The organism is Lysinibacillus sp. ZYM-1 (assembly GCF_001308875.1).
In the GTDB taxonomy this organism is placed as follows: Bacteria; Bacillota; Bacilli; order Bacillales_A; family Planococcaceae; genus Lysinibacillus.
In genome coordinates this window covers 156,128-170,385 of the sequence record NZ_KQ465114.1, presented here as the reverse complement: position 1 = coordinate 170,385, position 14,258 = coordinate 156,128, and the positions used below count along the sequence as shown (strand labels likewise).

Sequence of the window (14,258 nt, the reverse complement as noted above, 5' to 3'; positions counted from 1 at the left end):
GCTTTACTTTATTTCATTGTAAAAGAAAAAAGACTGTAGGCAAACTCTCAAATTTTTTGAGTTTGTCTACAGTCTGAGGCTAACTAATAGACTATTAGTTAGCCTTTTATATTGTCTATTACATAAGATATTCTTTCGTTTTTTCTAACGCAATGATGAATGGAGGATCATTTTGCTGATTGAGAAATTCGTATTTTAAGACATGTATATATTTTTGTGGAAGCTGGCTGACATAGTTAATCACAGTATCTCGTTCTTCTTTCCCGCCAGGATGACCGTGATAAATGACAAGAACGATTAAACCCCCAACTTTTAGAAGCTTAAGCAAATCCTCAATAGCTTGAATCGTTGTAGTAGGTTTTGTAATAATATTATGATTGCTACCAGGCAAATAGCCGAGATTAAAGATGGCCGCAGCTACTGGCTTGTGTACAAAATTGGCCACTTCTTCATGCCCTTTATTTAAAATAAGGGCGCGATGCTCTAAACCTTGGTCTAGTAGACGATGAAGTGTTGCATCCACTGCTTCTTTTTGAACATCAAAGGCATAAACTTGTCCTTCATCTCCGACTAGCTGTGCTAAAAACAGCGTATCGTGGCCATTTCCAGCAGTTGCATCAACAACAGTATCGCCTTCTTCCACACTATCTTTTAAGAGCTGCTGTGCATATTGTAAAACACGTTGTAGTTTCATTTAGCAACCTCAGTTTTATAAAATTTCCCTTGCCAACTACCACGGCGCTCCAATTCGGCATCGATGCCATTTAATACTTCCCATTTATTGACACTCCACATTGGACCAATCATTAAATCGATAGGGCCATCACCCGTAATACGATGAATGACCATATCGGGTGGTAAAATTTCTAGCTGATCAGCTACTAGTTTTGTATAAACATCCTGATCTAAAAACTCTAGCATCCCTTTTTCATATTGCTTCACCATTGGTGTCCCCTTTAATAGGTGAAGTAAGTGGATTTTAATACCTTGGATGTCTAGCTTTGCCACTTCTCGCGCTGTTTCCATCATCATGTCGTAGTCTTCAAGCGGTAGACCATTAATAATATGTGAGCAAACACGAATACCATGCTTCCGAAGTTTCTCAACACCTTCCACATATGTTGCATAATCATGTGCGCGATTAATAAGATTGGCTGTTTTTTCATGAACAGTTTGAAGCCCAAGCTCGATCCATAAATACGTACGTTCGTTTAATTCTGCTAAATATTCTACAACATCATCTGGTAAACAATCTGGACGAGTAGCAATGGAAAGACCTACAACACCTTCTTGCGCTAAAGCCGCTTCGAATTTTTCCTTTAAAACTGGTAGCGGGGCATGTGTATTTGTATAGGCTTGAAAATAGGCCATGTACTTGCCATCTTTCCATTTTTGATGCATTTTGTCGCGGATTTCTGCAAATTGAACATCGATCGGATCAACCTTATTGCCTGCGAAATCACCAGAACCGGCAGCGCTGCAAAATGTACAGCCACCAAAGGCAACCGTACCATCACGGTTTGGGCAATCAAAGCCAGCATCTAATGCTACTTTAAATACTTTGTGACCAAATTGATCGCGTAAGTAGCGATTCCATGTATAGTATCTTTTCCCTTCTGAAGGAAAAGGAAAATTCATTTCTGTCATTTATTTCACTCCTCTAACGCCTTATTTTATCATGAGCATCTCATTCCGTCATGGGGTAAGGGTTTATCATGTAAGATGATGCTCTCGTTTTCGTGTTAATCCAGTGAATAATAGCTATCAATAGCATTTAAAACAATTGTAGATAACGTGTAAAAAGGGTAAAATTATTTTCCTTGTACTTTTAAGTGTTTCAGCATAAACTAGCTATTTAGAGACGCGAAATAATGGAGGTCATCGTATGCCAAAACGTGTTTGGTTTTTAATTATCGGAATGCTTGTGAACACAACAGGCAACTCATTTTTATGGCCTTTAAATGCCATATATATGCATGATTATTTAGGGAAATCGTTGGCGATGGCTGGCTTTGTTTTGATGCTAAATTCTGCTGCAGGTGTATTAGGTAATCTATTAGGTGGTTACTTATTTGATAGAATTGGTGGCTATAAAGCAATAATGCTGGGTATCCTTTTGACGATTGCTTCATTAATTGGTTTAACGCTTTGGCACGGTTGGCCACATTATGTATGGTTTTTAACGATACTAGGCTTTAGTGGAGGAATAGTTTTCCCTAGCATGTTCGCATTAGCGGGAGCTTCCTGGCCAGAGGGCGGACGAAAGGCCTTTAATGCAATCTACTTGGCTCAAAACGTTGGCGTTGCTATAGGTCCTGCACTTGCAGGTGTGGTGGCCGATTATCAATTTGACTATGTGTTTAAGGTCAATTTAGGAATGTATATATTATTCTTTTTCATTGCCTTACTTACATTTAAACGTTTAGAGGTTGGTAGTATTGCACCGAAGAATGTAGTCGGTGAAAGTAAACGAATCATTAACAAGGCACCATTCTATGCTTTATTAATTATTAGTTCATCCTCAGTTTTATGCTGGTTAGCTTATTCGCAATGGAGTGCGACAATCTCATCCTATACCCAAGATTTAGGTTTAGGCTTAAAGCAATATAGTTTACTATGGACCATTAATGGTCTACTAATTGTTATAGGGCAGCCACTAATCGCACCACTTGTGAAGCGTTGGGAGCATCAATTAAAACGTCAGTTGGTTTTTGGTGTAATCCTAATTGCCCTATCCTTTGGTATTATCGCCTTTGCGAGTGATTTTAAAATGTTTGGAGCAGCCATGCTTGTCTTAACATTTGGGGAAATGTTTTATACACCAGCATTACCAACTATAGCGAATCAACTTGCTCCAAAAGGTCGACAAGGATTCTATCAAGGGATTATCAATAGTGCTGCGACTGGTGGGCGAATGATCGGCCCTTTATTCGGCGGGATTATGGTGGACCAATTTGGGATGATTCCTCTTGTTTTAACGCTAGTGGTAATTGTGCTGTTTGCAATTATTCCATGTCTTATTTACGATTCTCCTCTAAAAAAGAACAATATAGTAGTAGATTAATAGCGAGACAATAAAAAAGAGCAAAACGAGTGTTAAACACTTGGTTTGCTCTTTTTTTAATAGTAGATATTGAAAAATAATAGATACAGGCTTACAATCATACATATTCAAATATTTGAATATGTAGTTATATGGAGGGGTTATTTATGGAAGAGGGCTTGCAGCAGTTTAAGGCAGATTTTTTTAAAGCGTTAGCACATCCTTTACGCATAAGAATACTTGAACTACTTGTGGATGGTAAGAAAAGTGTCAATGAGATTCAAGATTGTTTAGAAAAAGAGGGCTCCGCAGTTTCTCAGCAACTAAGTGTATTACGCGCCAAAAATATTGTTTATGGAGAGAAAGAAGGAAAGAAAGTTTATTATTCTTTAAGCGATCCAATGATTGGTGAATTACTTGGCGTGGCTAAGGATATTTTTAATAACCATTTAGTTCATACCATTTCGAGATTAGAGGAAATGACGAGTAATGGTAGTGACGAAGAGAATAATTAGCCTCAATAATGTGGAAAAGTTGTGCTGTGCTTATTATTTCGAAGGGAAGAATTATCTATGAAGTCACTGTTTACAGGACGATTTGAAGGGTATTCAGTTCATCATGTTAAGAAGGATTTATTGTCCGGAATTATTGTTGGAATCGTTGCTATCCCACTTGCAATGTCCTTTGCCATTGCATCAGGTGTGAAGCCTGAGTATGGTATTTATACGGCATGTATTGCAGGTATTCTCATTTCCATTTTTGGTGGATCAAAATATCAAATTGGTGGACCTACAGGAGCGTTTGTGCCAATTCTCTTAGGGATTGTCCTAACGTATGGTTATGAAGATTTATTACTGGCTGGTTTAATGGCGGGGATACTGCTTTGTTTAATGGGCATATTTAAGCTAGGTACTTTAATCAAGTTTATTCCTCGTCCTGTAACAATCGGTTTTACAGCAGGTATAGCAGTGATTATTTTTGCAGGTCAAATTGCTAATTTTTTAGGTTTGTCCAATATGACAAGACATGAGTATTTTATAGCCAATATTCAAGAGATTGTTAAGCAGATTGGCACTACAAATGTTTACAGTATTTTAACAGCTGTCCTTTGTTTACTAACAATTATTATGACACCTAAATTTTTCCCAAAAGTTCCTGGGGCATTAGTGGGCATTGTTGTCTCGACTCTTGTAGCGACTATCTTTTTTTCAGGACAAGTCGCTACGATCGCCACAGCTTATGGTCAAATACCTAATACTTTACCCAATTTTGCTATACCGACAATCACATTTGAACGCTTACAGCAACTCATTGGACCTGCATTTGTCATCGCAATGCTTGGAGGCATAGAGTCTCTGTTATCTGCAGTCGTGGCAGATGGAATGACCAATAGCAAGCATAACAGTAATCGAGAGTTAATCGGTCAAGGAATTGCCAATATCGTGACGCCTTTGTTTGGAGGAATTCCAGCAACTGGTGCGATTGCACGTACAGCAACGAATATTAAAACAGGGGCAGTATCCCCAATGTCAGGTATTATTCATGGTGTGTTTGTGTTAATCACATTATTGTTATTAGCGCCATATGCTGCTCACATTCCTCTTGCAAGTATGGCACCAGTATTGATGGTAGTAGCTTGGAATATGAGTGAACGCAAGCATTTTTCTCATATTATAAAATTAAAATCTGGAGATTCACTCGTTTTATTGATTACCTTTTCATTAACCGTATTTACTAGTCTTACATTAGCTGTAGAAGTAGGGCTTGTATTAGCTGTGCTATTATTTGCGAAACGAATGAGTGAGAAGCTTGTTGTCACAAAGGTACTGCCAGACCATTCGAGTAAAAATGAGAAGGTACAGCCCCATGTTGTTCACCAACAGCATGATTGTCCACAAATTAGCATGTATACCATTGAAGGTCCATTGTTCTTTGGGGCTGCACAAATGTTTGAACAAACGATTGAAAACATCTTACATCAGCAACCAAAAGTTTTGATATTACGCATGGGGAAAGTGCCCTTTATGGATTCTACGGGTGAAGCATATTTTAGCAATATCATAGAAAACTTTACAACTCAAGGCGGTACAATTTTGGTAACAGGTGTGCAAGGTGATTTAAAGGTAGCCCTTCAACAAAATGGTCTCTACGATAAAATAGGAGCGCATCATTTTTATCACCATACAGGAGAAGCGATTTCAAGAGCTTTCAGCTATTTGGACACAAACCAATGCATTGGATGTCAGCATTTTGCTTTTCATGAGTGTAAAGATTTATCAAAATCTAAGGAAAAAAAGGAATTAATTATTCAGTAATGGGTAACCTGTAAACAAAGGCTTGTGCTTTTCAATACTTTCCATTAGAATAAATGCAATATCATGTAAAGACTGTGATGAGGAATAGTAGATTTGTGGATCTTTTCAGAGAGCTAGCGGCTGGTGAGAGCTAGTAGGAAAGCAAATCGAACTCGCCTACTGAGTCTGCCCGCGTGAAAATAGCGCGTGTCGTTTCTTCCGCGTTAAGGAAGCTTGAGCCGAGTGTAATCACTAATTTGGGTGGTACCGCGGGAGTACAAATTCTCTCGTCCCTTCTATAAGGAAGGGGCGAGTTTTTTTATTTTTTAAATATTTTGTCAATTCTAATGAAGAGCAACATGATTAATTGAAGGAGGAAATAGAATGAGTTTTAATCATCAACAAATTGAAAAAAAGTGGCAGCGATATTGGGCTGATAACAAAACATTCAAAACGGAAAATGAAACAGAAAAACCTAAATTTTTTGCATTAGATATGTTCCCATATCCATCTGGCGCTGGATTGCATGTAGGCCATCCAGAAGGATATACAGCGACAGATATTCTATCACGCTTTAAACGTATGCAAGGCTACAATGTATTACATCCAATGGGTTGGGATGCTTTTGGTTTACCAGCTGAGCAATATGCACTTGATACAGGGAATGATCCAGCAGAATTTACAGCTAAAAATATTGCGACATTTAAACGCCAAATTCAAGAGCTAGGCTTCAGCTATGATTGGGATCGTGAGATTAACACGACTGATCCAGAGTATTATAAATGGACACAATGGATTTTTATCCAGCTTTATAAAAAGGGCTTAGCATATGTGGATGAAGTAGCTGTGAACTGGTGTCCAGCGCTTGGTACGGTATTAGCTAATGAAGAAGTAATTGATGGAAAATCAGAGCGTGGTGGGCATCCAGTAGAACGTAGACCAATGAAGCAGTGGATGCTTAAAATTACTGCGTATGCTGATCGTTTAATCGACGACTTAGAGGAAGTTGATTGGCCAGAGTCTATTAAAGATATGCAGCGTAACTGGATTGGCCGTTCAGAAGGGGCAGAAGTAACATTTGGTATCGATGGGACAGATCAAAACTTTACAGTGTTTACTACACGTCCTGATACATTATTTGGCGCTACATATTGTGTGCTTGCACCTGAGCATAAATTAGTGGAACAAATAACGACAGCTGATCAACGTCAGGCTGTTGAGACTTATTTAGAAAAAGTTAAAATGAAATCTGACTTAGAACGTACAGATTTAGCGAAAGAAAAAACAGGGGTATTTACAGGTGCCTATGCAGTGAATCCGATTAACGGTAAAAATGTGCCGATTTGGATTGCTGACTATGTGTTAGTGTCTTATGGAACAGGTGCGATTATGGCAGTTCCAGCACATGATGAACGTGATTATGAATTTGCAACAGCATTCAGCTTAGACATCGTTCCTGTACTTGAAGGTGGGGACATCAGCAAAGAAGCGTTTACAGGTGATGGGCAACATATTAATTCTGATTTCCTAAATGGCTTAAATAAAACTGATGGTATTGACAAAGCTATTGAATGGTTAGAGGAAAAAGGCGTTGGGGAGAAGAAAATCTCTTATCGTCTGCGTGACTGGTTATTCTCTCGTCAGCGTTATTGGGGTGAACCAATTCCAATGATTCATTGGGAAGATGGCACGACAACAGCAGTTCCAGAATCGGAATTACCATTAATGTTACCGAAAACAGATAATATCCGTCCTTCGGGTACTGGTGAATCACCATTAGCTAACATTGAAGAATGGGTGAATGTTGTAGATCCAGAGACAGGTAAAAAAGGACGCCGAGAAACAAATACAATGCCACAATGGGCAGGATCTAGCTGGTACTTCTTACGCTATATCGACCCTACAAATACAGAAGCAATTGCAGACCCAGAATTATTAAAACGCTGGTTACCAGTGGATATTTATGTTGGTGGAGCAGAGCATGCTGTATTGCATTTACTATACGCACGCTTCTGGCATAAAGTGCTTTATGATTTAGGGGTTGTTCATACGAAAGAACCATTCCAAAAATTATTTAACCAAGGCATGATTCTTGGTGAAGGTAATGAAAAAATGTCTAAATCTAAGGGCAATGTAGTTAACCCAGATGAAATCATTGAATCACATGGTTCAGATACATTACGTTTATATGAAATGTTCATGGGACCACTTGAGGCTTCTGTAGCATGGTCTACAAATGGCTTAGATGGCGCACGTCGCTTCTTAGATCGTATCTGGCGTCTATTTGTGAATGAAGAGGATGGAAAAATTTCAGCGAAAATTCAAGTGTCTAACGATCAAACACTAGAAAAGTCATACCACCAAACAGTGAAAAAAGTGACAGAGGATTATGAAGGTATCCGCTTTAACACAGCTATTTCACAAATGATGGTATTTATCAACGATTGCTATAAAGCAGAAGTTATCCCAACAGCTTATGGGGAAGGCTTTATTAAAATGTTAGCACCAATTGCTCCACATATTGCAGAAGAACTATGGCAGCTATTAGGTCATGAAGGTACACTTTCTTATGAGCAATGGCCAACATACGATGAAACAAAACTTGTGGATGATGAAGTAGAAATTGCAGTGCAAGTTGCTGGTAAAGTACGTGCGAAGATCGTCGTTGCTAAAGATGCTTCAAAAGAAGACATTGAAAAAGTGGCGCTTGCTGATGAAAAAGTACAAGAATACATGGCAGAGAAAAACTTAGTGAAAGTCATCGTTATTCCAGGCAAACTTGTAAATATTGTTGTTAAATAAGTGATATAAATTATAAAAATGTACATGACTAAAATAAACTTTAGTGATGTACATTTTTTTTTGAGAAAATCCTAGGACATAAAAAACTGCACGCCACAGATGTGGAAGTGCAGTTCAAACAAAATAACATTAAAATTACTTTAAAATTAAATAATCAAACCAACAATTATTGCGGTTAAGATACTTACAAGTGTAGCTCCATATAGCAACTTTAAGCCGAAACGAGCAACGACATTTCCTTGTCTTTCATTCAACCCTTTGACTGCCCCGGAAATAATACCGATGGATGAAAAGTTAGCAAAGGATACGAGGAATACAGAAATAATACCTAGTGTACGTTCGCTCATGGATTTCTCCACTTCTCCAAGATTGATCATGGCAACAAATTCATTCGTTACTAATTTAGTGGCCATTATTCCTCCAGCTGAAACAGCATCTACCCATGGGATCCCCATAAGGAAAGCTATTGGGGCAAAGATATAGCCCAATATTTCTTGGAAAGAGATACCGATAATGATATCAAATAATGAATTGATTAAATCCATTAATGCTACGAAACCAATCAGCATAGCTCCAACAATGATGGCAACTTTAAAGCCATCCATGATGTATTCACCTAGCATTTGAAAGAAAGCTTGCTTTTGCTCATCTTCAATCGTTAAGATATCTTCATCTTCTTTTACAGTATACGGATTAATAATGGAAACAATTATAAAACCACCAAATAAGTTCAAGACAATTGCCGTTACGACATACTTTGGTTCAATCATCGTCATATATGCTCCAACAACTGACATAGAAACGGTCGACATCGCTGATGCACATAATGTATACATGCGCTGAGGCGTAACCTTATCTAATTGTTTCTTGACAGTAATAAATACTTCAGATTGACCTACCATTGCTGAAGCAACAGCATTATAGGATTCTAATTTTCCCATGCCACTTACTTTACTTAAAAGAAAACCTATCCATTTCATGAGGAAAGGAAGGATTTTAAAGTGCTGCAAGATCCCGATCAATACAGATATAAAGACAATTGGTAATAAGACCCCTAGGAAGAATGGGGATTCTCCTTTATTTGCTATACCCCCAAAAACAAATGATATGCCCGTATTTGCGTAAGATAATAAATGATCAAAAACATTTGTTATCCCTTTGATTAGAACATAACCAAACGTTGTATTTAGCAGTAAAGCTGCTAATATAAATTGAATGATTAACATAATTAGTATATTTTTGTATTTTATTTCTTTTTTGTTTTTGCTCATTAACAGAGCTAAACCAAAAACAAGTAGCAATCCACAAAGGGATATTAAGTATTTCATAAATTCCTCCATAAGTATAATTTAGTGCGTTCGAATCGAAGACAACAAGTCCCATTATGTTCCATCTGAGAATTGCAGAACAGTCAAAGATCTTATTAGTCAGACGTCTGACAAACATTCTCACTATAACAGTTTTTTTACTAGCTATTCAAGAGTAAAAAGAAAAAAAGTATGCGGCTTGGCATACGAAATGGATAGTTGCTGTATCTAATCAATCAAATCATCACGTAATAAGATTTTCTTTCAAGAAGATTTCCCTTAATGGATTATCTTAAAACGCCTAATTGAATCTGTTACCATATAAAACAAAGTGAATCACATATTTATTATTATAAGGACAACAAATGTTGAAACACTTTTTATTGTGTGAAGTTTTTGAAATATTATGTCCATCGTTTAAGTGATTATACAAAACAATTGGTTTTGAAAAGGTATTAAAGCTATTTGGTATTTTTTCTTTTTAATGAAACCAACTGGCAGATAACTACGACTATAAAGTGGATGTCATAGGGAGGTGTTTGGGTGAGTGAGCATTTAGTGGCGGTCATGGAGGAACATGGAGAATATTGTTTACGGGTGGCTTATCTATACGTAAAGGATTGGGCGATTGCTGAAGAAATTGTCCAGGATGTATTTTTTGCTTATTATCGTCAACAGGATCGCTTTGAACAAAGATCTTCTCTAAAGACGTATTTAGTTAAAATCACTGTACATAAAAGTCATGACTATCTACGAAGTTGGAAAAATAAGCGACATTTATTAGTAGAAAAATTACATATTGGCTCAAGTAAACGTACACCAGAAACAACATTATTAGCAAAGGATGAGAAAAAAACTTTGACGTTAGCCTTATTTGGATTACCTATACCTTATAGGGAAGTCGTTATTCTTTATTATTACCAGGAATTAAAGGTTCGAGAAATAGCAGACATTCTTTTATGTACAGAAAATACGGTTAAAACCAGGTTGCATCGCGCAAGGAAATTGTTGCAGGATAGATTGGATCCTAGTGAATGGGAGGTAATAATGGATGACAGCTTTTAAAGAGAAGTTGGATAAAGAGCTTGGCACAACGCCAAGATTTTCACAGACTTTACAGAAGAGTATTTCACAACAGGTGAATCAAACAAAGCTTACAACAAGACGCTGGCAATATCCGTTAATCATTATAGCTACAATCGTCATGCTATTTTTTATCATAGCACTTGGCCCAATAGGAAGGGTCGACCAAGCTAAAAACGCTTCAATTGTTCACTTGGCTCAGCAAGAAACAATAAAAAAGTATACAATGATCTACAACCCGGATGAGGGGACCTTTAAGGCAGGGAGACCTGGATGGACTATTGGCCAAAGAGTATTTGAGCTAAGTTCGGAAAAAAGGATATTACAACAACTATTACAGCAGGCAACTGTGACACAAACGTATGAAGATAATCAATTTAAAAGGGCCTTGCGTGATGTTTGGGCAGAGTTTGAAAACGGCCAGGTTGTCAAGATGAAAATGTTCATAGAAGAGGAAATTATCGTAATTGCGGATTATAACAACAAATCATTTTATAAAGTAGAAAATAGAGATTTAGCAAAGGCTTATTTAGACCTTGCTCTGAAAGATGATGTTGAATTTGAAATGACGGGTTTAATTATATTCCCAGTCATTATTATAGCTATTCAAATGCTTGTTGAAAAATTAATGAGAAAAAAGTTCAACATTCCAAAAGATTATGTAAATAATGGTCATCGACGTACCAGTTGGATTATTAAAACCGTAAATATCTTTATGTTATGGTTGTTCATAATGAAAGGGTGGATCATATTTACAATCGGAATAATAGGAATTTTGGCTGTCATGATTTTCAGTACTATTTTAATTGACTATTATTATGGTCGAGAGGAAAAAAGACATTATCTTTCCATTGCTTCAGCCATTGTTGGTCTACTATTACTTATCCTATTCATTTTTTATATCAGTTAAATGAAGATGAATGCCTGAACCGAAGCATCTCGGATTCAGGCATTTTTTTCTGTAGTTTCAGTCTGAAGCATTAATTGATAGATACACGAGATGATAAAGCTAGTCGCTAAGCCATATAACACATTAAAGCTTAGGCCAACACCAATTCCTATGATCATCGATAGTACTATGACCAGATAGCTATGTTTATGAATGCTACGATTCGTAAAAAGAAGGATTAACATAAACGGTAGCATTGTAATATGCAGAAAGGCGAATGAATAAATAACACCTAAAATGGTTAAATCAATGGATAGAAAAATGGCAATTAGTAAGACCATCAGTGCTATTAAATAAAAATAATAGGGTCTTTTCTTGGCAAAAAACCGTTTCGTCGCACGCATATCTACAAGCAAGGTCGATACAACGGCTAATAGAACAATGACAAGAAAAGCAAATGTAAGAAATCCAGGCTGTACTTCATACAAAAAGGTGAAAATCAAAACTTGAAACTCGCCAAAGGAGCCGCTATATAAAGCAATCATTAATATTGCCGTAAAGGACAGTGTTAATAATGCTAAAATCATACCTGATGAAAATAGGCTGCGACGTACTTTTTTTGGTTTTATAAAGGCAATCAGATACCATGTAGATTTATCAAAGAACACCTGTCCTAGGACGGCAAGTTGAATAATGACATAGAACAGGAGGATTTCGCTATTTTTAAAATAAAATAGATAAGGATGATATAAGCGAATCCCTTCATATACTGTACTGGCTCCATTTTGTACAAAATAATAAATAGGGATAAAAATAAGTAAAGAAAAAAGGGCAATGATAAATAAAATCTCTAGCCACAGTATACTTTTCACAGACATGATGCGATCTAAAAGTAACATCCCAATCAAAAATAAAAAAAGCGTAATGGGGACTGGTATATTTAACATAATTTCAGATAATACACTTATACTTATTAATTGAATTAACCAAAGTTCAATGCCTGTCAGAAGGTAAAATAGCCGTATTACTTTTAAATTCATGCCACTTAATTTTTGCTTTATTATATAGAGTAAATAGCTTTGTTTGTGCTGGTTTTGTGTGTAGTCACTCCTATTTAAAAAAAAGCCAAGAACGATAAACGAAATGGCTGTTGCTAATGTGTAGCATATCCCTGCCATAAAGCCATAAGAGATCAGGGCAGAAGGAGAGGACAATAATAAGTTACCATTAATCCATCTAGCTAAAAGAATAATGACACCTGCTGCTGTGCTTAGACTTGCAAATGGTACAAGCAATGAAAATTTCTTTAACATAACATCAATTACCTTTACTCATTTTAGAAGATTTGTATTGACGAGGTGATTGATTATATTTTTTCTTGAAGGCCACACTAAAATAGTGTTGGCTATTAAAACCACAACTTTCAGCAATTGCTGACATACTAGCGTCAAGATTTTCACTTATTTTTTTCACAGCCATTTCTAGACGATAATTATTAATATATTCATTAATCCCGATGGACTGCTCCTCCAAAAATTTGCGACTTAAATAGCTAGAATTCAAGTGAATTTTTTCTGCAATAATATTTAAACTCAACTTTTCATGATAGTTTTCATGAATATAGGAAAGGGCGCTTTGGATCGCATCATGGTTAGAGCTCCATACTTTATATTTCTCCACGATTGCATTTAACTCACTAGCAATAACAGGTTTTGTTAGATAATCTTTCACCCCGATACGTAATGCTTGTTGGGCATATTCGAAGGTCTGATAAGCGGTTACCATAATAATGTCTACATCATAAAGTTCTTTCAACTCTTTACTCAAAGTGATTCCATTTTTCCCAGGCATTTGAATATCCAAAAAGGCGATAGTCATACGGTGTTTTTTAGCTAATTGCAGAGCTTGTGAGGCATCCTGAGCAGTATGAAATGTCCAATTAGGGAAATGTGGCTTTAATAAATAAATCATTTGCTCAAGCTCTAAAGGCTCATCATCTGCGATTAATATATTCATGTTGAGATTCTCCTCTCGCATTCAAATTAGTAGAAAGCCTAAGCGGGAACATGGATCGTTACAGTGTAAAACTTTTTATCGTTTTGAATTGAAAATAAAATATTTTCGAGTCCATAAATGAGCTCAAGACGTTTCCTAGTATTTTCAAGACCATAACCTTGTTGCAATTCATCTTCTACTTGCTCAATAGCAGTTTCTATCTTTTCTGATGGTTGTGTATTTTTAATTTCGATCAATAAAAACTTGTCCATTTTTTTGATATAAATGGAAAGCTCCGCAGGTCCTATATGTTTTTCAAAGCCATGTTTATATGCATTTTCAATAATGGTCTGGAGAATAAAAGGTGGTATTTGTACAGATAGGGCTGCATCATCAATATACTTATGGATCGTCAAACGATGCCCGAAGCGTAGTTGTTGAATATTTAAATAGCTATCGACAAATTGTACCTCGTTTTTTAATGCAATTAAAACCTCATGATTATTATATTTAAATTTAAAAAACGTCGCTAAGGCCTCAATGCCCGCTACCAAATCTTCCTTTCGATTGATGCGGGCTAGGCTCAGTAATGAATTTAATGCGTTAAAAAAGAAATGTGGCTGTATTTGCTGATTTAACTGAAGAATATTCGCTCTTTGTAAATCTTGTTTAAGCTCTAAGTTTCTTTTTTCTTCCTCAAGGCTATCAATTTGTTTTTCGAAAATAAATATAAAAGTAAGCAGAAAAGCTCCAATAATTGGAGCGATTACACATAGGAGAATATATATGTTGAAGGTTTCTAGTTGTAACATAATGACCTCTCCATTTATTTTATAAGTGTAAGT

The 14,258-nt window shown here is 36.4% G+C and carries 12 protein-coding genes and 1 other annotated feature; of the genes, 6 read left to right on the top strand and 6 right to left on the bottom strand.

Annotated features, from left to right (window positions below; genetic code table 11):
* Positions 1–118: 118 nt before the first annotated feature.
* Positions 119–694 (bottom strand): tRNA 5-(aminomethyl)-2-thiouridylate-methyltransferase MnmM, encoded by a 576-nt coding sequence (locus tag AO843_RS09710; RefSeq protein ID WP_054610921.1) that lies wholly within the window; start codon positions 692–694, stop codon positions 119–121.
* Positions 691–1,647 (bottom strand): tRNA modification radical SAM protein MnmL/YtqA, encoded by a 957-nt coding sequence (locus AO843_RS09705; RefSeq protein ID WP_054610920.1) that lies wholly within the window; start codon positions 1,645–1,647, stop codon positions 691–693. The genes AO843_RS09710 and AO843_RS09705 overlap by 4 nt, the downstream gene beginning before the upstream one ends.
* Positions 1,648–1,885: 238 nt before the next feature.
* Between AO843_RS09705 and AO843_RS09700 the strand changes: the two genes are divergently transcribed.
* The 4 genes from AO843_RS09700 (at position 1,886) to leuS (ending at position 8,139) form a co-directional block, all read left to right on the top strand.
* Positions 1,886–3,064, top strand: a complete 1,179-nt coding sequence (locus tag AO843_RS09700; protein WP_054610919.1) for an MDR family MFS transporter — start codon at positions 1,886–1,888, stop codon at positions 3,062–3,064.
* Between the two features lie 146 nt (positions 3,065–3,210).
* Entirely contained in the window at positions 3,211–3,558 is a 348-nt protein-coding gene (locus AO843_RS09695; protein WP_054610918.1) for an ArsR/SmtB family transcription factor, read from the top strand.
* Between the two features lie 57 nt (positions 3,559–3,615).
* Positions 3,616–5,358, top strand: coding sequence for a SulP family inorganic anion transporter (locus AO843_RS09690; RefSeq protein WP_054610917.1), 1,743 nt, complete (start codon positions 3,616–3,618; stop codon positions 5,356–5,358).
* Positions 5,359–5,423: 65 nt separating this feature from the next.
* Positions 5,424–5,635: a binding site (T-box leader), on the top strand.
* An 86-nt stretch (positions 5,636–5,721) separates the two neighbouring features.
* Positions 5,722–8,139: a leucine--tRNA ligase gene (gene leuS / locus AO843_RS09685; RefSeq protein WP_054610916.1), complete on the top strand. Its 2,418-nt coding sequence runs from the start codon at positions 5,722–5,724 to the stop codon at positions 8,137–8,139.
* 146 nt (positions 8,140–8,285) lie between these two features.
* Here leuS and AO843_RS09680 read toward each other — a convergent pair whose 3' ends face one another.
* Positions 8,286–9,467, bottom strand: a complete 1,182-nt coding sequence (locus tag AO843_RS09680) for a NupC/NupG family nucleoside CNT transporter (protein ID WP_054610915.1) — start codon at positions 9,465–9,467, stop codon at positions 8,286–8,288.
* Positions 9,468–9,989: 522 nt separating this feature from the next.
* On the opposite strand from AO843_RS09680, the gene AO843_RS09675 reads away from it, so the two are divergent.
* Positions 9,990–10,511, top strand: a complete 522-nt coding sequence (locus tag AO843_RS09675) for a sigma-70 family RNA polymerase sigma factor (RefSeq protein WP_054610914.1) — start codon at positions 9,990–9,992, stop codon at positions 10,509–10,511.
* On the top strand, positions 10,498–11,439 hold the full coding sequence (locus AO843_RS09670) for a DUF4181 domain-containing protein (protein WP_054610913.1): 942 nt from the start codon (positions 10,498–10,500) through the stop codon (positions 11,437–11,439). Before AO843_RS09675 ends, AO843_RS09670 begins: the two co-directional genes overlap by 14 nt.
* A gap of 35 nt (positions 11,440–11,474) precedes the next feature.
* Here AO843_RS09670 and AO843_RS09665 read toward each other — a convergent pair whose 3' ends face one another.
* The 3 genes from AO843_RS09665 to AO843_RS09655 are packed head-to-tail and all read right to left on the bottom strand — an operon-like array spanning position 11,475 to position 14,225.
* Positions 11,475–12,731 carry a hypothetical protein gene (locus tag AO843_RS09665; protein WP_054610912.1) on the bottom strand — a complete coding sequence of 419 codons (1,257 nt, stop codon included), beginning with the start codon at positions 12,729–12,731 and terminating at the stop codon, positions 11,475–11,477.
* 4 nt (positions 12,732–12,735) lie between these two features.
* Positions 12,736–13,434 carry a response regulator transcription factor gene (locus tag AO843_RS09660; protein ID WP_054610911.1) on the bottom strand — a complete coding sequence of 233 codons (699 nt, stop codon included), beginning with the start codon at positions 13,432–13,434 and terminating at the stop codon, positions 12,736–12,738.
* A 38-nt stretch (positions 13,435–13,472) separates the two neighbouring features.
* Positions 13,473–14,225 (bottom strand): sensor histidine kinase, encoded by a 753-nt coding sequence (locus AO843_RS09655; RefSeq protein ID WP_054610910.1) that lies wholly within the window; start codon positions 14,223–14,225, stop codon positions 13,473–13,475.
* Positions 14,226–14,258: the final 33 nt, after the last annotated feature.

What these genes read in the sequence shown, in the direction of transcription:
- AO843_RS09710 (WP_054610921.1), bottom strand. Translation starts at nt 694, where the DNA reads ATGAAACTACAACGTGTTTTACAATATGCACAGCAGCTCTTAAAAGAT.
- AO843_RS09705 (WP_054610920.1), bottom strand. Translation starts at nt 1,647, where the DNA reads ATGACAGAAATGAATTTTCCTTTTCCTTCAGAAGGGAAAAGATACTAT.
- AO843_RS09700 (WP_054610919.1), top strand. Translation starts at nt 1,886, where the DNA reads ATGCCAAAACGTGTTTGGTTTTTAATTATCGGAATGCTTGTGAACACA.
- AO843_RS09695 (WP_054610918.1), top strand. Translation starts at nt 3,211, where the DNA reads ATGGAAGAGGGCTTGCAGCAGTTTAAGGCAGATTTTTTTAAAGCGTTA.
- AO843_RS09690 (WP_054610917.1), top strand. Translation starts at nt 3,616, where the DNA reads ATGAAGTCACTGTTTACAGGACGATTTGAAGGGTATTCAGTTCATCAT.
- leuS (WP_054610916.1), top strand. Translation starts at nt 5,722, where the DNA reads ATGAGTTTTAATCATCAACAAATTGAAAAAAAGTGGCAGCGATATTGG.
- AO843_RS09680 (WP_054610915.1), bottom strand. Translation starts at nt 9,467, where the DNA reads ATGAAATACTTAATATCCCTTTGTGGATTGCTACTTGTTTTTGGTTTA.
- AO843_RS09670 (WP_054610913.1), top strand. Translation starts at nt 10,498, where the DNA reads ATGACAGCTTTTAAAGAGAAGTTGGATAAAGAGCTTGGCACAACGCCA.
- AO843_RS09665 (WP_054610912.1), bottom strand. Translation starts at nt 12,731, where the DNA reads ATGTTAAAGAAATTTTCATTGCTTGTACCATTTGCAAGTCTAAGCACA.
- AO843_RS09660 (WP_054610911.1), bottom strand. Translation starts at nt 13,434, where the DNA reads ATGAATATATTAATCGCAGATGATGAGCCTTTAGAGCTTGAGCAAATG.
- AO843_RS09655 (WP_054610910.1), bottom strand. Translation starts at nt 14,225, where the DNA reads ATGTTACAACTAGAAACCTTCAACATATATATTCTCCTATGTGTAATC.